The following is a 17547-nucleotide window of genomic DNA, read 5'->3' on the forward strand; positions in this document are numbered from 1 at the left end:
CCTGTCGTTTTGCCTCAAGCGGCAAAGTATTCCTCAAATGCGATCCAACTGGAACGCATCACCCGATCGTCCGCGGCGGCTGGCGTGTGCCAGACGGCCTCCAGAGAGGCGCGCCGCCGCAAGGCCCGTTCCAGGGCCGGTCCAAACTGGTCGTGCATGTCTTCGGCGTAACTTTCCAGAGCCTCCTGGTCGCCGGCAAGATAGTCGGCCACGGCTGCCCCCGCCGCAAATCCGCTGATCACCGCGGCGGGAATGCCAGCGCCGGTGATGGGATGGGTGAGACCGGCGGCGTCGCCCACCAGCAGTGCTTTTGGATGCACGAGCGGACGGATTCCGCCGACGGGAATGGCGCCTCCGGTCCGGGCCAGGATCTCCGCCCCCACCAATCCCCGTTCCTGCATCTGCCGATGCAGGGCCTCCAAGGGTATCTTCAGATTGTCGGCAAAGCGACGGTCGGCGCCTAGCCCCAGATTGGCCACCGGGCCGCGGGGAAAGAGCCAGGCGTAGCCTCCGGGGAAATCGTCCGACAGGAAAATATCGGTATCGGCATAGGGAGTACGCAGTTCCACGGTGTACTGGCGTGTCTGCACGATGGGCTGAGGCGGAAGCCCCAGGGCAGTCGCCACGACGCTGTGCGGACCGTCGGCACCCACCAAAAAGCGCGCCGCCACGGACCAGGACCGGCCATCCTGCTCCAGTTCAGCGCGCTCGCCATCCCAGCCACGAAAGGTGGTGTGTGTCCGGATCTCGGCACCGGCGGCGCGCGCTGCTTCGGCGAGACCCTGATCGAAGCGCGCGCGATCGATCATGATCCCTGGGAAATCGCGATGATCCTCGGCTCCGGAGGGCAACACACTGCGCATGGCCACCACATCCTGCACCCGTGAGCAGGTCTCATGCACCTGTCGCAACAGCGGCATGGGCACGAATTCGGCACACTGCACGGGCACGCCAATTGCTCTGCGCCGATCCACACAGAGCACACGCAGCCCCCGTGCTGCCGCCGTCTGCGCCGCCGCCGCCCCGCCCGGTCCGGCTCCTACCACCAGAAGGTCATAGACACGGTGCATGCGCGTCCTCCACGGCCTGCCGCACAACCGCAACAAAGTGCTCGGGCCGCATGCCAAAGGCGTCCACCACCTCAGCGGCGAACCAGGCGGACACCAGATCCTCCAGCTCGCGGATGTGGCTATTGCGCAGGCGCGCTTCCAGATCCACCAGGGCACGGCTGGGCTGAATGAACATATCGCCCCGAAACTGAATCTGTTTGACGCGCTGACCACGCTCATCCCAGAGCACCGCCGCGCGCAGGGTGCCACCGCTCGTGCGCACGATCGCGTGCCGCAGGCTCTGTTCCTCCGGCGGTCGATCCTGTAGGGAGAGCCAGTCCGGTGCACGCACCTCCGCCAGAGCCTGGGGCAGTCGCCGGGCAACGGGCTCGGGAAGATCGCCCTCGGCCATGTCCTCCCACTGCCCGCCAAAGCGCTCACGGAAGCCCTCCAGCAAGGCCTGACGCACCACTGCCATAGAGGGTAACTCCGGCAGCAGTGCACGCAGACTGGTCACGCGCTCGGCCACGCTACGGATGGCGTGGGCATCCAGCTTCTCCACCGGGACTCGCAAAATCCGCAACATCCGCGGAATATCCAGCTCGATGAGCACGGTTCCCTGAAAAAGAACGGCCTCTCCGTCCAGGACACCGCCCGTTCCAGAGATCTTGCGGCCATCCACCTCGATATCGTTGCGCGGTCGATATTGGGCATTCACCCCCAGACGCCGCAAGCCCGCCGCCGCCGCCTCGCATATCTCCCGGGAAAGGGCCGTCATGTCCCCAGCGGGCAGATGGCGACGCAGGCAGACCAACTCCCAGCCGATCTGGCTGGGATCAAAGACGATGGCGCCGCCCCCCGTGAGTCGCCGCTGGACCTGAATCCCCTCTGCCGCGCAGTAATCCAGGTCCAGTTCTTGCCGGGGAGATTGGTGGTGTCCGAGCAGGGCAGAATCGCGAAAACACAGGAAACGCAGGCTCGGTCCCCACTCCCCCGCCGCCACCGCATCGAGCAAGGCCCGATCCAGTGCCATGTTTTCGTCGGCATCGCGCAGGCCCGTGTCCAACACCGACCACAGCTGCCCACTGCAGGATCGAGACATATCGAGGCGCTTCCGGAGCCCTGCACTCAGGCCGACAGGACGATGGGGATATCGCGCAAACGGCTCTGGCGCTTGGGCGCAGCCGGAATGTGATCCAGGGGGATGCTGTCGCCGTTTTCCCCCATGGCCAGTACCTCTTCACCGACGATCATGGAGCAGCAGGACGGTGTCACATACACCTCGCGATCCAGATGCTTGGCGAGGGCGAGCATGCCGTCGGAGGGGAAAGCGATACCGTTGAGGCCAGCCATCACGGCGTAGGTGTCGGTCATGGAGCGGTGCACCCCCGAGGGTCGGGCGCAACCCAGCAGCACCGGCGTGTCCGTCAGGGCCGCTCGGGCGTCCATGAAGAATTGTCCCACCTCTTCCGCCGGCGGCGTCGCAAAGGGTCGACTCTGGCTCGCGTACTGCGACATGATCACCACCAGGACCAGGGCGCTGGGGAGGTGGCGCTGGACGATCTCCAGAGCGTTCCACTCCCCCAACAGCTGCCCGTAGTGCAGACCGATCACGATGTGCGGAACCACCTTCATCCGGGTGTTGACCAGGGTCTCCAGAGCCCGTTCGAAATCGTCCACCGACCGGCGCAGATGGTAGACCTGGTGAATGGTATCCTGGGCGCCGATGACGTCCATCATGGCGACATCGACGCCGGCATCCTCCATGCCGAGGGCAAAGTCGCGGGTGGCGATGCCGGTATGCATGGCGATCTGCAGCGTGGGGTAGCGGTCCTTGAGCCGCCGGACCGTGGGGAAATAGGGCTCGTAGTGCACCACATTCTGATGGTCGGAACCGCCCGATAGCAGCAGCCCCCGGCCACCATCGGCAACGATCCCATCGACGAGACGCTCCAGTTCTTCCGGAGAGCGCACCGGGATCATGGGCTCGAGAATCTTCGCCTTGCAATGATCGCACTGCAGTTTGCAGTCACCGCCGGTAATGGAAATGGCTGGAAAGGCATTCTTGCCACAGGTGGACAGTTCGGAGGTCTCATGGTGACGGAAGGACGGTGTGTAGAAGTTCATTCGCCCGACCTGGCTACCCGAAAGCCCTGACCAACGCTCCCGCATGGAGGCCACGAGGTTTTCATCCAGACGGAGATCTTCGAGGGCTTCTACCTGCGCTACCGCTTCCAACCAGGGATTCATGGACGATTCCTCACCTATCCAAGGAGCACGCAATGCAGCTGCGCGCTAACAGAAAACGTGCGGCCGCATAAGCGGCCGCAGATACCGTGCTGCAAAACTCAGCAGCCGCCGAAGCCGTCGGCGTTCATCTTCTCTTCGAAAGCCGCAAGGGCGTCGGAGCCCGTCTTCAGGTCCGCCGCATCGCCGTCGAAATCCGCCGGTTTCAGCTTCGCGATCCAACCGCTACCGTAGGGATCCTTATTGATGAGGCCGGGATCCTTGGCCACATCCTCGTTGGTCGCCGTTACCGTACCGCTGACGGGGCTCTTGAGGGGACCCACCCACTTACCGGATTCGACGGTGGCCGCAGACTTGTCTTTCTTGATGTCCTTGCCAACACCCTTGGGGGTATAGGATACGATCTGCCCTGCCAAAGAGCAGGCGTAGGAAGTCATGCCGATGGTGACGGTGCCGTCGTCTTCCTTGCGCAGCCAGACATTATTTTCGACGTTATACATCAGATCTTCGGGGATTTCACAACCACGAACCGTTCCCATTATGCCCTCCTTAGGGTTTACTAGACGTTGGTGACACTATACGAATGGGCGATGCCCGTTTAAAAGAACAAAAGGCGATCCGTCGACAGAATGAGGTCGGCAAGATCTCCAGCCGAGGCGACGTGGTCCACCTCCGCGATCAGATCCTCTGCGGGAATCTCGTAGCCGGGCAATGCCGGTCGACATACGTGGATCTCGACCCCGGCGTTCTTGGCATCGCGAATGAATTCGATGACCTTTTTACCACCTTCCATGGCGGACAGGTTCTCGGCAACACCCTTTTGCATCAGCCGAACCGCTTCCATGGTGCAAAAAATCTTAACCTCTGCATCCATGGATGACAACAGCGCGCCCAGATAGAAGGGTGTCGCACAACGGTGCGCCGTACTCGGACCGCTGGTCATGACGATGACCACCTGCTTCTCTTCATCGTCTTCCAGGTAATGACCGCTCATCGCATACCCCGCTCACAATGGATATCGTCCCGTTCGCAACGGGCCTTGTACAATTCGAAAGCGGGATCGCCCGTCACCATGTCCTTGAGGGCCACTTCCATAGAGGCAGTGGGCCGAACCCGCGCGATCCAGGCCTCATAGGGCTCGATATTCAGGAGATTGGGGTCCTCCAACACATCCTCGTTGGCCAGCTCGATGACACAGTCGAAGACGTTGGGCACCGGCCCCGCCCACTTGCCGCTCTCGATGGTAGCCACCGGCTTGCCAATGGGTCGACGCGTGCCGGGACGTCGCACACGCACGTGCAAGATCTTCCCGGCGATGGATTGGGAAATGTCGGTCATGCCCACGGTCAAGGTACCGTCGTCCTCGCGCCGGGCCCAGATCTGGCTTTCTTTGTCGTAGTACAATTCGGCGCGAAACTCGCAACCGTTACACTCCATGAACGCTTCTCCTCTACCGACCGGCAAAAAAAACGCCCCCGTGGGGGCGCCAGCCGAAAAGCATTACGCAATGCCTTTGGCAGCAAGAAGATCCATGGAATCGCTGACGTTGTCGGGGATGCCCACCTTCCGCGGCGACAAGCCCATGGCCAGACCCAGGAGCTGGGTGAAGTAAATCACCTTCACGTTGGTCTTGATGCCAAATTCCACTTCGGCCCGTACCTGGTGCATCTCCAGACCCGAGTGACAGGTCGGACACTCGGTGGCGATGACCTCGGCACCGGCATCTTCAGCAGCCTGGAGGATATTGAGCACGAGCTGGGTGGAGGTATCGGAGTCGGACAGGGTATGCGCCCCTCCACAGCAGGCCGTCTTCAAGGGGAAGTCCACCGCAACGGCGCCAGCGGCGCTGAGCAGGTCGTCCATGAAATGCGGCGCATAAGAAGATTCCGAGCCGGGACCCTGGTCCTTTTCCGGAAAGATCTGCCGCGGACGGGTGTACATACAGCCGTAGTAATTGGCAATCTTCAGTCCATTGAGACTCTTCTTGACCCGCTGCTTGATGCCTTCCGGACCGAGTTCTTCCATGAACCACTCCAGCGCATGGAGGGTACGCACGTCGCCCTCATAGACCGGATCGCCGGACTTGTTGGCGAGATCCTGAACCGTCTTCATGGTCTCTTCGGAGGTAGCGCACTCATACTCGGTCTGCTTCAGGTTACGGTAGCAGCCGTTGCATGGCGCCATGACCGTATCGCAGCCCTGAAGCTTGCTGGCAATGGCCAGGTTACGAGCGGACATGTAGGTCTGCAGCATGGGATGGATGTTCTTCACCTCCATGGCGCCACAGCAGTTGTAGTCTTCGAGGTTCTCCATCTCCAGACCCAACTCCTTCACCAGCACCCGCGTGGACTTGTCGTAGGGTCCACCGGATCCTTCCAGCGCGCAACCGGGATAATACGCAACCTTAGCCATGGTGTGCCGCCTCCTTCTGAGCCTTCACATACTCCGCCAGTACCGCACCCGTCCGCCCCCAAGACTTGGTCTTGGGCCGAAACAGCGTATTCAACCCCATCTTGGCCAGCTGTCCCAAGGGCATGTGCTTGGTCAAGCCCTTGCCGAACTCAACGATCCACTGCTGCACCAAAGGTTGGCCGGTACGCTTGAAGAAACCCATCATCACCTCAGTGTCTTCGATTCGACCGAATTCCAGACACTCGTGGGTGAATTCCTCGTCGAAGTGGGTGGATGGCGATTTTTCCGTATAGCCATTTTCTTCCAGCCAGTGGGCCGTAGCCTTCATCACGCCCTCGGGACGCACGTCCTTGGGACAGATGTTGGTGCATTTGTTGCACGACACACACTGCCAGATGATGTCCTTGTCCTTCATCAACTCCGCTTTCAGGCCCAAGCGGATGAGGTAGATCCAGTAGCGCGGATTGAAGTCCACATTCTGCGCATACATGGTGCACGAATTGGTGCAGGACCCGCACTGCCAGCAACGATGCACATTCTCGCCGCCGCTGTAGCTCTGAATGATCTTTTCGAAATCCGGCTCGTAGTCCGTCAGGGTACGAGGGGAAATCATGGTGTTCCAGGACCCCGAAACATCCACACCATCGACGATCAGGTGATCGTGCTGGAGGATGCGATCGGGATCGATCAGGGTCTTCTCATGAATAGCCATAACTGCTCCTGATTCCTTGCGTCAATGAAGACCATCTCGCTTGAGGCGAGACCCGCCAAACCGTCTCTGGGTTTCTACCCCCAGAAGTTTTCTGATCTGTTCCGTAAAGTCCGACTGACCACCAAAGTCCGAGCGCAAAAAACCCTCGGCCATGGCCCGCAGATACTGGGAGTACTGATAGGCCAGAATGACGTCCATCAGATACGGGAGATCGCGATAGACACCCAATTCTGCCAAAGAATCCCGCATCCAGACCCGTACGCCTTCGAACATCTCCGGACTTTCCCCCAAGGGAAAATCCGTCAGGTAGTCACCACCGGGAATGAACTCCCGAATGGCGCCGGATACGGTACCCTGATCCCAAACCCAGCGCGTCATCAAGGGATAGGTTTCGGGATCCGTGAAATGCAGGACCTCCGCCGCCACATCCCGTAAAGCGCGCTGCGCCTTTCCGGTGGCCGGTACCGCTTCTTCAAACCGCTGCATGCGTTGCACCAGTGAACCATGACCGGTCAAAAGATCGGACATGGCCGCACCAACCTTGGCAGAGCCCGCGGCATCGAATGCTGGCCAAATCTTGCGGCGCGCCGTGAACATGCGCTCTACCAGCGTCTCTAGCTCCTCTTCGCTGAGGGCTTCCGTCCGGGCCGAAAGCGTGTCACGAAAGACCGCACTTTTCTCGGCCAGGCGTTCGATCAGATCCGCAAGACCCTGCTGCCCCTCAAAGGCCTCCTCTAACTCGTAGAACGACTTCTTGAGGAGACCCGCATCCAGATCGAAGGGCAGCTTGGCCGGGGTAATCCGATCGGCCGATCGCGCAAGCTCGTCAGACGGCAACTTTCTGCAGTCCGTACAGATCCGCCACCGCGCGGGAGCCCGCCGATTGACCCTGGGCGATGGAATCGTCAATGGTCTCTGGTCCCGTGGCGGCACCGCAGACGTAGATGCCCTTGCGCGTCGTGCCCTGGCTGTTGGTGTACTGCTCGGCGCGGTCGATGAAGCCGTGCTTCTCGAGACCAACGCCAAAGACCTTGGCAATCTCGGGATTCAGCGCGTTGGGATCCATGCCGATGGCGTGCACCACGATGTCCATGGGGATCACGATGGGGCGCTTGACCAGGGTGTCCTCACCCTTGACCAGGAGCCGACCGTCCGGGGACTTGGTCACCTCGGCGATGCGCGCCTTGACGAACTTGGTCTTGTACTCTTCCTGGCTCTTCCAGTAGAACTTGTCCTCGTAGAGCCCGAAGGTGCGGATGTCCATGTAGTAGATGAACACGTCCGTGGAAGGCGACAGCTCCTTGATCTCCATGGCGAGGTTGGTGGAGACGGTGCAGCAGATCTTGGAGCACCACTCTCGGCCGATCTGCCGGTCACGGGAGCCGACGCACAGCAGAATGGCCACCCGCTCGGGCACGCGCCCGTCGGACGGACAGCGAATCTGGCCGGTACCCACCATCTGCTCCATCTGGGTGGTGGTGAGGACGTCTTCGTAGGTACCGAAGCCCCACTCGGGCTTGTTGATGGAATCGAAATGGGTAAAGCCCGTGGCCAGGACGATGCTGCCCGCTTCCACCTGCTGGCCATTGCTCAGGTGCGCCGTGAAATTACCGGCCTCGCCATCCAGCCGGGTCACCTTGGTGGACTTGTGGATGCTGACGTTGCCATTGCCGTCCACACGGCTGACCATGCGGCCGATGGCGTCCTTGGCCCACTCGCCCGAGGGCACCAGCTTGGCGTACCCGGAGATGATGGGGGCGCCGCCCAGCACGTCTTCCTTCTCGACGATGACCGCCTTCTTGCCCATGGCCGCCACCGTGGCCGCCGCCGACAGACCCGCCGGGCCCGCCCCTACTACCAACACCGTGTCTTGTGCACTCACCGATATCTCTCCTTAAGCGCCCGTCTTCATATTGATGTGCTGATTGGTGGCGAGTTCGGGGTTGTAGAGGTACTCCACGTTGCCCGCTTCCACCTGCTTCAAGTATTCCTGGAAGTCCGCCTTGGCCTTGTCCCAGCTGATGCCCATCTTTTCCACCAAGTCTTCGCAGGGCGAGGCATGCCACTGCAGCTGCACGATCTTGAAGGGATCGGCACCACAGGCCAGCGCCGCCAACTGCACGTCGGCAATGATGGGCACGGAGTAGTTCATGTCGTGCGCCTTGCCGATCCACTGGTTCTTGTCCATGGTGGTGATGCAGCCCGTGTCGATGCCAATCATCACGTCCGCCTTGGCCTCCTCCCGCGCCACCTTGATCTTGCGGTTCATGGTGAAGCTGCGGGTAAACTCGCGCTCGGAAATGATGTGGCGGAAACCAAAGCCGCAGCAGTCGTACCAGGTGGAGTAGTCGATGACCTGCGCCCCCAGGGCCTGGGCCACCGAGGTACCCACCGCCGTGCGGTTGCCACCCAAAACGGTGTTATCGTAGATCGCGTCTTCGTGCACCATCTTGTAGTAATGGCAGGCGGCGTGCACCGTCACCCGGATGTTGCTCATGTCGATGGTCTGCAACTCACTGGCAATGCGATTGCGCATGACGTGCAGCCACTCGCTGTAGTGCACCACTTCCTCGGGGATGACGATCTTGCCGTCGACCAGACGCCCGAGCTTGCCGAGGATCTTCTTGACCTTCTCGCGCAGTTCGGCGGATTCGATGAGGTACTTGCGAATCTCCTTGTAGTTGCCAAAGGAGGTGCCGCAGTGCACCAGCGGGTAGAAGTGGCCGTTCTCGAAGCCGTGCTGCTTGCCCGAGACGTAGGCCTGATGGAAGTTGCGCAAAAAGACCGCCGCCAGGGACTCGACATTGCCGATGCCGGAACCGTGGTAGTTCCAGGCGGTACAGGAGGTCTGATCGGTCTCGTCGAGGTAGTCGATGCCGAACTTGTTCATGAACCACATGAGGCTCGTGGGGTAGCCCGGGATGTTACCGCACTGCCCACAGCTCTTGTGGTGCCAGAGCTGGTTGGTGGGAATGCGCTTCTTCCAGCCGAAAAGGGTCTCCACCTCCACGGGCTTGTGGGCATCGGTGATGCGGTGGACGATGATCTCGCCCTCCTTCTCCAACTCCCACATGTGCTCACGGATGTCGTCCATGCGATCACCCAAGTCTACCGTGCGCCGGTCCACGTGACTGCGCACCCAGGCCGTCGCCGCCTCGGCCTCCTCGGCCTTCAGATTCGTATCCTGAAAAAAGGCACCGTGCCCAGCCACCCCTTGCTGCGTCGTGTTCTCACTCATATCCGTCACTCCTTCAAAACCTTGTCCGTAACCGGGAGCGCCCGAAAACTACTCGCCCTGCTTCTCCAGCCAGTCTTCGTAGTCTTCCCGCTTCTCATCGATGAAATCCTCGATCACGTCGAAAAGGTTCTCATCCATGGTTTCCAGCGACTTCAGCACACCCGTCATTTCCCAGATGGTGTACATCTCTACGGACGTCTTCAGCGACACCTCCCACGCCGTTTCCACGGTCTGCAGCGTGCGGACGGGGATGGCCTTGCGCAGGACACGCAGATCGCCCTCTACCTTCTGAATGTTTGGACCCCAGTCCGGGAAGTGGTCGGGCTGGATCATATCCGGGGACAACTGGTTGCCGGTGGTGATGAGCTTGAGCATCACGCGCCCGAAAGGCCGGAGCACATCCTTGGCCGACTGCATGCCGTGGCGGATGGACACTTCGCGCATGATCATCACCAAACCGCCCGGAGAATTCTTGAAGGGGCAGCGCGCGGCGCAGGTCATGCACTGCGCACAGGCCCAAATCTTTTCCTGCATGGCGTCGTAGATCTGCTCGACGTTTTCCGTCCAGAGCAGCTGGACGATCTCCCGCGGGCTGTAGTCGTAGAACTGCGCCGAGGGACAGGTGGCGGTACAGATACCGCAGTTGAGACAGCCGTTGAGTTCGTGGTCGTAACGAAAATCCGCCCGGATCTCGTCGAACATCTCCTTCATTTCAGCATACGTAGCCATTCACTCGCTCCTCGCTCGTCAATTCATTAGCGGATACTGATTACGACCACAGTACCGCGGTTGGGTTCAAATGAAAAGGGTGATGTCCGCTTCGCCGGCGAACTCGAAGAAGGCCGCGGCACCGCCAAGCTCGATACCATCGATGAAGTCGGCCGTATCGAACTCGAAGAGGTCCACCGTCATCTGACAGGCGATCATGCGCACTTCCGCCTCGACACACAGCTCCCGCAGTTCTTCGAGGCTGGCCACTCCCTTCGCCTTCATTTTGCTTTTCATCATCGCCGTGGCCATGCCTTCCATGCCGGGCAGGACCATCGCCAAGGTAGGCATGGGCACAGGCATGGGCATGGCGGGGTTGCCGAGGGGGCTCACGCGCAGGTGCCCAAGATCTTTCTTCAGTAACTGCAGTCCGTAAAAGGTGAAGAAAATCTCCACCGAGTAGCCCAGGGCCGCCGCCGTCGACGCCAGGATGAAAGGCGGGTAACCCCAGTCGAGGGTGCCCTTGGTTGCGATGATCGCCAGTTTTTTCTCGTCCATGTCAAATCTCCCGAGGCTGCAGGCTTGGCCTGCACGGCCTCGCTGTGGGCTGTCGGGATTCAGGCCTTCTGAATGAAAAAGACGAACTCGCCGCCGGCTTCCGCCTGATCCAGAAGCGGGTTCTTGGTCTGCTTGGAGAAAGCTTCGAAATCCTTCACCGCGCCCGGATCGGTGGCAACGACTTTCAGGACCTGACCCGAGCTCAGCTCTCCCAGGGCCTTCTTGGTGCGCAGGATGGGCAAGGGGCAGTTGAGACCACGGGCATCCAGGACCTTATCTTCTTGTACCATCTCTCGTTCTCCTAAAATTGACTGACAAACCGCTGAGCGTCCACTCTAGCAGGAACCCTATAGGGAGCAAGGCAAAATTTTTGATTTGTTGATTAAGCCCCCATATTTTAGATTTTACTAATACTCAGTCTGGGGCCACAATGGGGAATCCCCGTCCGGCCCAGGCCGAGATGCCGCCACGCAGGTTCAGTACCTCGCCCGCCCCCTGGGCCGCCGCAAAGGCCGCTGCCTGGGCCGAGCGGCCTCCGCTCAGACAATAGAACACGAAGGGACGATCCCGCTCCAGATCCTGAATCGACATGGGCAGCAAATGCAGCGGGATGTGACGGGCACCGGCGATGACACCGCGCGCCACTTCCGCCGGCGAGCGCACGTCGATGAGGTGAAAATTCTGCCCGGAATCCAGCAGACTCTTCAGCTGATCCGCGGTGATTTCTTTGAAACCATACATGAGGTATCACCTGTATAAGCAAACAGGCAAACAGTATATCACTGGCTGCCGGCGCCTCACCACGGCGGATCAACCGCCAAGGCGCATCATGAACACCCGTGACGAGCGCTCCCGATTGTCCAGGAATTCGTGTCGTTCTGGCTTGTCGTGCCAGATACCGGCGCGGATTCGCGCACGGAGGTCGTCATCGGAACTGCCGTCGCGCAAAAGCTCGCGCAGGTCGAGCCCCGCCTCCTGGCCAAGGCAATAGACCAGACGACCGTGGGCCGTCAGCCGAACCCGATTGCAGTTGGCACAGAAGTTCTCGCTGATGGGCGTGATGAAGCCGATACGCGTGGAGGCCTGGCCCACCTGGAAGAGCCGCGCCGGCCCGTGATCGCGCGCGGCGGCGACGGGGTGCAGTGGCCCGTAGTGGGCCTCGATGATGGCCCGCGCCTCTGCGGCGGGCAGGTACTGCGCATCGCGCGCCGCGCTACCGGCGCTGCCCAGGGGCATGGTTTCGATGAAGCGCAGGTCCAACCCATGACGTAGGGCGTACTCCGTCAACGGCAGGATCTCACTGCGATTGTCTTTGCCGAGCAACACCGTATTCAGCTTGATACGGGGAATACCCGCCTCTTGCGCCGCTGCGATACCCCGCAGCACTCGCGCAAGGTCGCCACCACGGGTTATGGACCGGAAAATCTCGGGATCGAGGGCATCCAGGCTGATGTTGAGGTTGTTGAGACCGGCTTCGCGCAGGGCGGGCGCGAGCCTTGCCAACAGCAGACCGTTGCTGCTGATGCTGATCTTGCCGATGCCCATGGCCTTAGCCGCACGAACGTAGTCGACGACGTGGGGATGAATGAGGGGTTCACCACCGGTCAGACGCAGGTGCTGAAGCCCCATGCCCACGAAAAGCTGCAGCAATCGCACCAGTTCCGCCCGCTGCAGGTGCTCGGCACGATCGAAGTATGGCGTACCGTCTTCGGGGGTGCAGTACTGACAGCGAAAATTACAGTGCTCCGTGAGGGAGACCCGCAGGTAGGTAATCCGCCGACCAAAACGGTCCTGTAGCCCGTCACGGGGCGGACCTATCTCCGCACTGGTCCGAGGCCCAGGTCGCATCACCACCCATCACCCATCTGCTGCCATTCCTCCAGGCGCCAGTGAACCGGCAGGGGAAAGCACACCTGCTGCATGCTAGCTCGCCCTGCAGGCTGTATCAACAGGAGGGACGCCCGTGATATAGGTTGACCACGTGTTGCGCCTCGACGAAGAACAGCCAGCGCTCGATGCCAATGCCAATGACCACTGCCACCGCCGCAATGAGCGCCGCAAGCGCCGAGCCCGTGTCCAGGGCCAGGGCCAGGGCGGCGATGGGAACCACAAAGGCGATGCCATACATGAGCACCTTGATGTTCCGCGCCTGCGCCGTCGGCAGGGTGTGGCCAAACTCCTCCGTCAGAAAGGTGCCAAAGGTATGTCCTTGGTCGAGAATCCGCACCGTCAGGCGGTTGAAACCCGTAGCGGTACGGATGCTCGGCCCGCCGGGGCGAGCGATCCAGAAATAGTAGATCCCCTTGAGCACGGCCGCCGCCACCAACAGGGCAACGGCCAGGGCAACGAAGGCCGTTGCCGGCGCTCCCAGGACGATGCGCTCAGCGGCCAGGATGGTGGCGCCGATGCCGAGTCCCATGAAGTAAAAATTGGCCGGCACCAGAGGCGTATTCCACTGCCGGATGGTCCGCAGAACGGCGTAGATCATGCCCTGACAGAAAATGGTGATCAGTCCGATGAGACCGGCAAGGTTGGCGAGCACGAGACCCACGACGTCCGCCGGCGCCTGGGTGAAGTACACCCAGAGCAAATACAGACCAGCGAAGGGGTAGAAGAGCACCGCAAAGATTCCCTCCCGGGCAAGCCAGGACGTACGCCAGCGGGTGAAGGCGCGCCAGGCATTCTTGGGATTGGCCAAATGCGCGGTGGAGGAGAGCATGCCGATGGTCACGAAGACCAGGGCGATCAGGACGGCGATGAGGGTCTGCAGGGGGTTGAGACCACCGTCGATGTGAAAGTCGTTGACGATGGCGACCAAAGCCATGAGGCCAAAACCGCCGCCCGAGAACAGGGTAAGAAAAATGACTGCCAATGCCGGATGCATGGGAACCCTCCTCAGCGCTCGACGACGCGGTTGACCCAGGCTTTGACCTTCGCTGCGGCCTTCTTGCGCATCCCCTCCGTGGGGATCGGCGCGTGCACCCGCGGCGGTAGGTAATGATTGCTGGGGTTGTAGTTCAGTTCGGGCATGAGCTGATAGCCGCCGCGCTCGCGCACGGCTCGGCTCACCGGGCTTTCGGGATCGTCAAAATCGCCGAACATACGGGCGTGCGCCGGGCAGGTCAGCACACAGGCTGGCTGTCGCTCTTCTTCCGGGATCTCCATGTCGTAGATGCGATCGATACACAGGGTGCACTTTTTCATGGTGCCGGAGGCGCGATCCAGCTCGCGGGCGCCGTAGGGGCAAGCCCAGGAGCAGTAATTGCAGCCCATGCATTTGCTCTGGTCCACCAGCACGATGCCGTCCTCGGCGCGCTTGTAGCTCGCCCCCGTCGGGCACACCGTGACACACTCCGCGTTCTCGCAATGCATGCAGGACATGGGGAAGTTGACGGTCTTGTTGTGCGGATAATCGCCGATTTCGTAGTGGCGAATGCGGTTGAACCACACGCCCGAGGGCTTGGCCCCGTAGGGCTGGTAGTCCGTGAGCGCCCCCGTGGTGCCACTGGTATTCCATTCCTTGCAGGCCACCGCGCAGGCGTGACAGCCCACGCAGGTGTCCAGATCGATAACCAATCCAAGTCTCATGCTGAACTCCTTGCTGCAATCCGGTCCCAGTCTGGGTGATGGAATTTCTTCACCCCTGGGTCAGGACCTGAGGTTGACGGGTTCGTGGGTGTGGTAGCGCAGCTGATCCGGTGACGGCGCCATACCGGGCAGCGGCTTGATGGTTTCGAAGGTCGGCCACACCCCCTCCTCGCCCGGCGCCGCCGGCGTGATCTTGACCATGAGGTCATACCAAGCCGCCTGACCGGTGATGGGATCGGAGTTGGTCAACCGACGCTCTCCTCGCTTGGCTGGTAACAGTTCGGAAATGAGATGGTTCATGAGGAAGCCACGGGTTGCTTCGGCGGCGTCGGGCTTGAGTCCCCACGCCCCGGACTGCTTGCCGATGGCATTCCAGGTCCATACCGTATCTTCCTGGCAACCCTCGATGAGCTTGACCTGGACCCGGATCTTGCCGTTGTGGCTCTCCACCCAGACCCAGGACTTGTCTTTGATGCCCATCTGCTCCCCGCGCTTGCGGTTCATGTAGAGGTAATTCTGGGCGATGATCTGGCGCAGCCAGGCGTTCTGACTGTCCCAGGAGTGATACATCATCATCGGCCGCTGATTGACCGCAAAGAAGGGGTACTCCTTCTTGTCGATGCGCTGCTGTTCCAGAGGCTCGTACCAGTCCGGCAACGGGTCGAAATAGGTGGCCAGACGCTCGCGGTCCACGGGGTCCTTGGGCTGCGGGCCGTCGTAGAGCCCGAGTCCCGCCAGGCGAAAGCGCTGAAAGGTCTCGGAATAGAGCTCGATGGTGATGGGATCGGCACTGGGATTGAAGCCGATTTTCTGGGCCAGATCGAGGTATTCCCGGTTGGCGAAGCGGTAGAAGGCCGCCGACTTGGGCAAGTGGTACTGGAAGAAACCCTGATTTTCGATATAGCGCTCCCACTGCTCGGGATTGGGCTCACCGCGCAGATGCGACTTGCCATCCTTGCCCCGCCAGCCGGCCAGGAAACCGATCCCCGGGGCGCGTTCAAAATTGACGATGAAGTCCTTATAGTCCTTGAAACGCGGCTCACCGTTCTCACGCGTGAATGCGGGGAATTTGAGGCGCGTAGCCAGCTCCACCATCACATCCTGCCAGGGCCGGACATTGCGGTCGGGCTTGAGGATGGGGTGCCGGATGGAGTCGCAGATGGCATCGGGCTCCGAGATGGGCCGATCCAGGAGCGAGATACAGTCGTGGCGCTCGAGATAGGTGGTATCGGGCAGGATGAGGTCGCCAAAGTTGACCATCTCCGAGTGGTAGGCGTCGATGACCACCAGGAAGGGGATCTTGTACTCGCCGTCATCGTCCTTGGCCTTCAGCATCTCCTGCACGTTGGCCGTGTTCATGGTGGAGTTCCAGCTCATGTTGGCCATGAAGAAGATCAGGGTATCGATGCCGTAGGGATCCTTGTTGACGGCATTGGTGATGACCATGTGCATGAGGCCATGGTTGGCGATGGGCGCCTCCCAGGAGTAGGCCTTGTCGATACGCTTGGGACGGCCCTCCTCATCGATGACGAGATCCTCGGGTGCCGTGGGGAAGCCCAGGGGCGACGACTTCAGAGGCGTATTGGGGGCGCTGTGCTGAGCCGGCTTGACGGGCGGCGGCACGGGCTTCGGGTAGGGCGCCTTGGCGCGGAAGCCGCCGGGGCAGTCGATGGTTCCCAGCAGCACCTGGAGCAGGTGGATGGCGCGCGCGGCCTGCATGCCGTTGGAGTGTGCGGAGATGCCGCGCATGGCGTGCATGGATACGGGTCGACCGATGAAACGGTCGTGCTTGCGTCCCGCCCAGTCGGTCCATTCCACCTCGACCTCGATACTCTCCTTGAAGGCAACGTGGGCCATTTCCAGGGCCAAACGCTCGATGGTCTCGGCGGGCACGCCGGTGAGACGCGCGGCATTGGCCGGGCTGAAACGCTCATCCAGATAGCGATCGGCGAGGATGCTCATGATCGTGCGCAGGGGGCGACCATCGGGGCTCTGGAAGTCACCAAAGAGGGCGGCCTTGACGCCGGGCTCCATGCCATTGACGAAGGCCTCTTTCTCGAGATCCCAGACCAGAGGGTGTCCAGCCTCGTCGCGATAGATGAGTCCATCGCCCTTCTGTCCCGGGGTCTGCACCACGAGGAACGGGGCGTTGGTGTAACGGAGCAGGAACTCCCAATCGAACTGCTCGTTCTGAAGCAGGACGTGCACCATGGACAGAGCCAGCATGCCATCGGTGCCGGGACGGATGGGGACCCACTCGTCGGCAATGGCCTGATATCCCGTGCGCGCGGGATTGATGCCCACGAACTTGCCGCCGTTGCGCTTGAGCTTTTCGAGCCCGATCTTCATGGGGTTGGAGGAATGGTCCTCGGCAACTCCCCAGAGCATGAAGTACTTGGTGCGATCCCAATCCGGATCACCGAACTCCCAGAACGCGTGGCCGAGCATGTACAGGCCAGCGGTAGCCATGTTGACGGAGCAGAAACCGCCGTGCGCCGACCAGTTGAGGGTACCGAACTGTTGCGCCCACAGGCCGGTGAGTGCCTGCATCTGGTCGCGGCCAGTAAAGTACGCCAGCTTGTTGGGATCCGTGGCGCGGATGTGCTGCAGGCGCTGGGTGAGGATGTCGAGGGCCTCGTCCCAGGAGATCTCCTCGAACTCGCCGGCGCCACGCTCCGTCCCCGGCTTGCGCCGCAGGGGGTTGCGCAGCTTGGCCGGGGACTGCTGCTTCATGATCCCCGCCGAGCCCTTGGCGCAGAGCACGCCTTGGTTGATGGGGTGATTGCGGTTACCCTGGATGAAGCGCACCTGATTGTTCTCGACCGTTACCTTGATGCCACAACGGCAGGCGCACATATAGCAGGTGGTGTACTTGATCTCCTGCTTACCGTGATCCTCGAATTCCATGACCGTAGCCATCGTCTACCTCGCTCGTGGAAAGCGACCGGGCGGGCCGCTCTAAGTTGTATCGGATGGTCGCCGAGGGTGGGTGATAAAGCAACTCAGCGTTTTTGATTTTGTAATAAGCAGCCCTT

At 61.1% G+C, this 17547-nt stretch carries 19 protein-coding genes; all 19 read right to left on the bottom strand.

All coding sequences use genetic code 11. The features are described 5' to 3' along the window. Positions 1–14: 14 nt before the first annotated feature. Positions 15–1070 carry a geranylgeranyl reductase family protein gene (locus ACAty_RS10915; protein ID WP_004868639.1) on the bottom strand — a complete coding sequence of 352 codons (1056 nt, stop codon included), beginning with the start codon at positions 1068–1070 and terminating at the stop codon, positions 15–17. After that, positions 1054–2151 (bottom strand): lipoate--protein ligase family protein, encoded by a 1098-nt coding sequence (locus tag ACAty_RS10920; protein WP_004868638.1) that lies wholly within the window; start codon positions 2149–2151, stop codon positions 1054–1056. The genes ACAty_RS10915 and ACAty_RS10920 overlap by 17 nt, the downstream gene beginning before the upstream one ends. A gap of 26 nt (positions 2152–2177) precedes the next feature. Continuing rightward, the gene (locus tag ACAty_RS10925; protein ID WP_004868637.1) at positions 2178–3299 is read right to left on the bottom strand and encodes a radical SAM protein; all 1122 of its coding nucleotides are present in this window, start codon (positions 3297–3299) and stop codon (positions 2178–2180) included. Positions 3300–3397: 98 nt separating this feature from the next. After that, the gene (locus ACAty_RS10930) at positions 3398–3835 is read right to left on the bottom strand and encodes a glycine cleavage system protein H (protein WP_004868636.1); all 438 of its coding nucleotides are present in this window, start codon (positions 3833–3835) and stop codon (positions 3398–3400) included. 59 nt (positions 3836–3894) lie between these two features. Beyond that, positions 3895–4290, bottom strand: coding sequence for a DsrE family protein (locus ACAty_RS10935; protein ID WP_004868635.1), 396 nt, complete (start codon positions 4288–4290; stop codon positions 3895–3897). Beyond that, entirely contained in the window at positions 4287–4733 is a 447-nt protein-coding gene (locus tag ACAty_RS10940; protein ID WP_004868634.1) for a glycine cleavage system protein H, read from the bottom strand. The genes ACAty_RS10935 and ACAty_RS10940 overlap by 4 nt, the downstream gene beginning before the upstream one ends. A gap of 63 nt (positions 4734–4796) precedes the next feature. Continuing rightward, positions 4797–5708: a CoB--CoM heterodisulfide reductase iron-sulfur subunit B family protein gene (locus ACAty_RS10945; RefSeq protein WP_004868633.1), complete on the bottom strand. Its 912-nt coding sequence runs from the start codon at positions 5706–5708 to the stop codon at positions 4797–4799. Beyond that, positions 5701–6420, bottom strand: coding sequence for a 4Fe-4S dicluster domain-containing protein (locus ACAty_RS10950; protein ID WP_004868632.1), 720 nt, complete (start codon positions 6418–6420; stop codon positions 5701–5703). The genes ACAty_RS10945 and ACAty_RS10950 overlap by 8 nt, the downstream gene beginning before the upstream one ends. 21 nt (positions 6421–6441) lie before the next feature. Continuing rightward, a complete protein-coding gene (locus ACAty_RS10955) occupies positions 6442–7257 on the bottom strand; it encodes a hypothetical protein (protein ID WP_004868631.1) in 816 nt (271 codons plus the stop codon). Continuing rightward, on the bottom strand, positions 7247–8302 hold the full coding sequence (locus ACAty_RS10960; RefSeq protein WP_004868630.1) for a CoB--CoM heterodisulfide reductase iron-sulfur subunit A family protein: 1056 nt from the start codon (positions 8300–8302) through the stop codon (positions 7247–7249). The genes ACAty_RS10955 and ACAty_RS10960 overlap by 11 nt, the downstream gene beginning before the upstream one ends. 12 nt (positions 8303–8314) lie before the next feature. Then, on the bottom strand, positions 8315–9658 hold the full coding sequence (locus tag ACAty_RS10965) for a heterodisulfide reductase-related iron-sulfur binding cluster (protein ID WP_038472245.1): 1344 nt from the start codon (positions 9656–9658) through the stop codon (positions 8315–8317). A 48-nt stretch (positions 9659–9706) separates the two neighbouring features. Beyond that, positions 9707–10387 (bottom strand): 4Fe-4S dicluster domain-containing protein, encoded by a 681-nt coding sequence (locus tag ACAty_RS10970; RefSeq protein ID WP_004868548.1) that lies wholly within the window; start codon positions 10385–10387, stop codon positions 9707–9709. Between the two features lie 66 nt (positions 10388–10453). Then, positions 10454–10924, bottom strand: a complete 471-nt coding sequence (dsrE2, locus tag ACAty_RS10975; protein WP_004868549.1) for a sulfur carrier protein DsrE2 — start codon at positions 10922–10924, stop codon at positions 10454–10456. A gap of 59 nt (positions 10925–10983) precedes the next feature. Continuing rightward, entirely contained in the window at positions 10984–11214 is a 231-nt protein-coding gene (locus tag ACAty_RS10980; RefSeq protein ID WP_004868552.1) for a sulfurtransferase TusA family protein, read from the bottom strand. A gap of 124 nt (positions 11215–11338) precedes the next feature. Then, complete coding sequence (locus ACAty_RS10985; RefSeq protein WP_004868554.1) at positions 11339–11665, bottom strand: rhodanese-like domain-containing protein; 327 nt, start codon at positions 11663–11665, stop codon at positions 11339–11341. A gap of 69 nt (positions 11666–11734) precedes the next feature. Continuing rightward, positions 11735–12772 (bottom strand): GTP 3',8-cyclase MoaA, encoded by a 1038-nt coding sequence (moaA, locus tag ACAty_RS10990; protein ID WP_014003388.1) that lies wholly within the window; start codon positions 12770–12772, stop codon positions 11735–11737. A gap of 97 nt (positions 12773–12869) precedes the next feature. Beyond that, complete coding sequence (locus ACAty_RS10995) at positions 12870–13808, bottom strand: dimethyl sulfoxide reductase anchor subunit family protein (protein ID WP_004868559.1); 939 nt, start codon at positions 13806–13808, stop codon at positions 12870–12872. Positions 13809–13819: 11 nt separating this feature from the next. Continuing rightward, entirely contained in the window at positions 13820–14512 is a 693-nt protein-coding gene (locus tag ACAty_RS11000) for a 4Fe-4S dicluster domain-containing protein (protein ID WP_004868562.1), read from the bottom strand. A gap of 60 nt (positions 14513–14572) precedes the next feature. Next, positions 14573–17431 carry a molybdopterin oxidoreductase family protein gene (locus tag ACAty_RS11005; protein WP_004868564.1) on the bottom strand — a complete coding sequence of 953 codons (2859 nt, stop codon included), beginning with the start codon at positions 17429–17431 and terminating at the stop codon, positions 14573–14575. Positions 17432–17547: the final 116 nt, after the last annotated feature.

The organism is Acidithiobacillus caldus ATCC 51756, assembly GCF_000175575.2.
Lineage (GTDB): Bacteria > Pseudomonadota > Gammaproteobacteria > Acidithiobacillales > Acidithiobacillaceae > Acidithiobacillus_A > Acidithiobacillus_A caldus.

What these genes read in the sequence shown, in the direction of transcription:
- ACAty_RS10965 (WP_038472245.1), bottom strand. Translation starts at nt 9,658, where the DNA reads ATGAGTGAGAACACGACGCAGCAAGGGGTGGCTGGGCACGGTGCCTTT.
- ACAty_RS10950 (WP_004868632.1), bottom strand. Translation starts at nt 6,420, where the DNA reads ATGGCTATTCATGAGAAGACCCTGATCGATCCCGATCGCATCCTCCAG.
- ACAty_RS10985 (WP_004868554.1), bottom strand. Translation starts at nt 11,665, where the DNA reads ATGTATGGTTTCAAAGAAATCACCGCGGATCAGCTGAAGAGTCTGCTG.
- ACAty_RS10970 (WP_004868548.1), bottom strand. Translation starts at nt 10,387, where the DNA reads ATGGCTACGTATGCTGAAATGAAGGAGATGTTCGACGAGATCCGGGCG.
- ACAty_RS10945 (WP_004868633.1), bottom strand. Translation starts at nt 5,708, where the DNA reads ATGGCTAAGGTTGCGTATTATCCCGGTTGCGCGCTGGAAGGATCCGGT.
- ACAty_RS11000 (WP_004868562.1), bottom strand. Translation starts at nt 14,512, where the DNA reads ATGAGACTTGGATTGGTTATCGATCTGGACACCTGCGTGGGCTGTCAC.
- ACAty_RS11005 (WP_004868564.1), bottom strand. Translation starts at nt 17,431, where the DNA reads ATGGCTACGGTCATGGAATTCGAGGATCACGGTAAGCAGGAGATCAAG.
- ACAty_RS10940 (WP_004868634.1), bottom strand. Translation starts at nt 4,733, where the DNA reads ATGGAGTGTAACGGTTGCGAGTTTCGCGCCGAATTGTACTACGACAAA.
- ACAty_RS10995 (WP_004868559.1), bottom strand. Translation starts at nt 13,808, where the DNA reads ATGCATCCGGCATTGGCAGTCATTTTTCTTACCCTGTTCTCGGGCGGC.
- moaA (WP_014003388.1), bottom strand. Translation starts at nt 12,772, where the DNA reads ATGCGACCTGGGCCTCGGACCAGTGCGGAGATAGGTCCGCCCCGTGAC.
- ACAty_RS10925 (WP_004868637.1), bottom strand. Translation starts at nt 3,299, where the DNA reads ATGAATCCCTGGTTGGAAGCGGTAGCGCAGGTAGAAGCCCTCGAAGAT.
- ACAty_RS10930 (WP_004868636.1), bottom strand. Translation starts at nt 3,835, where the DNA reads ATGGGAACGGTTCGTGGTTGTGAAATCCCCGAAGATCTGATGTATAAC.
- ACAty_RS10935 (WP_004868635.1), bottom strand. Translation starts at nt 4,290, where the DNA reads ATGAGCGGTCATTACCTGGAAGACGATGAAGAGAAGCAGGTGGTCATC.
- ACAty_RS10920 (WP_004868638.1), bottom strand. Translation starts at nt 2,151, where the DNA reads ATGTCTCGATCCTGCAGTGGGCAGCTGTGGTCGGTGTTGGACACGGGC.
- ACAty_RS10980 (WP_004868552.1), bottom strand. Translation starts at nt 11,214, where the DNA reads ATGGTACAAGAAGATAAGGTCCTGGATGCCCGTGGTCTCAACTGCCCC.
- ACAty_RS10915 (WP_004868639.1), bottom strand. Translation starts at nt 1,070, where the DNA reads ATGCACCGTGTCTATGACCTTCTGGTGGTAGGAGCCGGACCGGGCGGG.
- dsrE2 (WP_004868549.1), bottom strand. Translation starts at nt 10,924, where the DNA reads ATGGACGAGAAAAAACTGGCGATCATCGCAACCAAGGGCACCCTCGAC.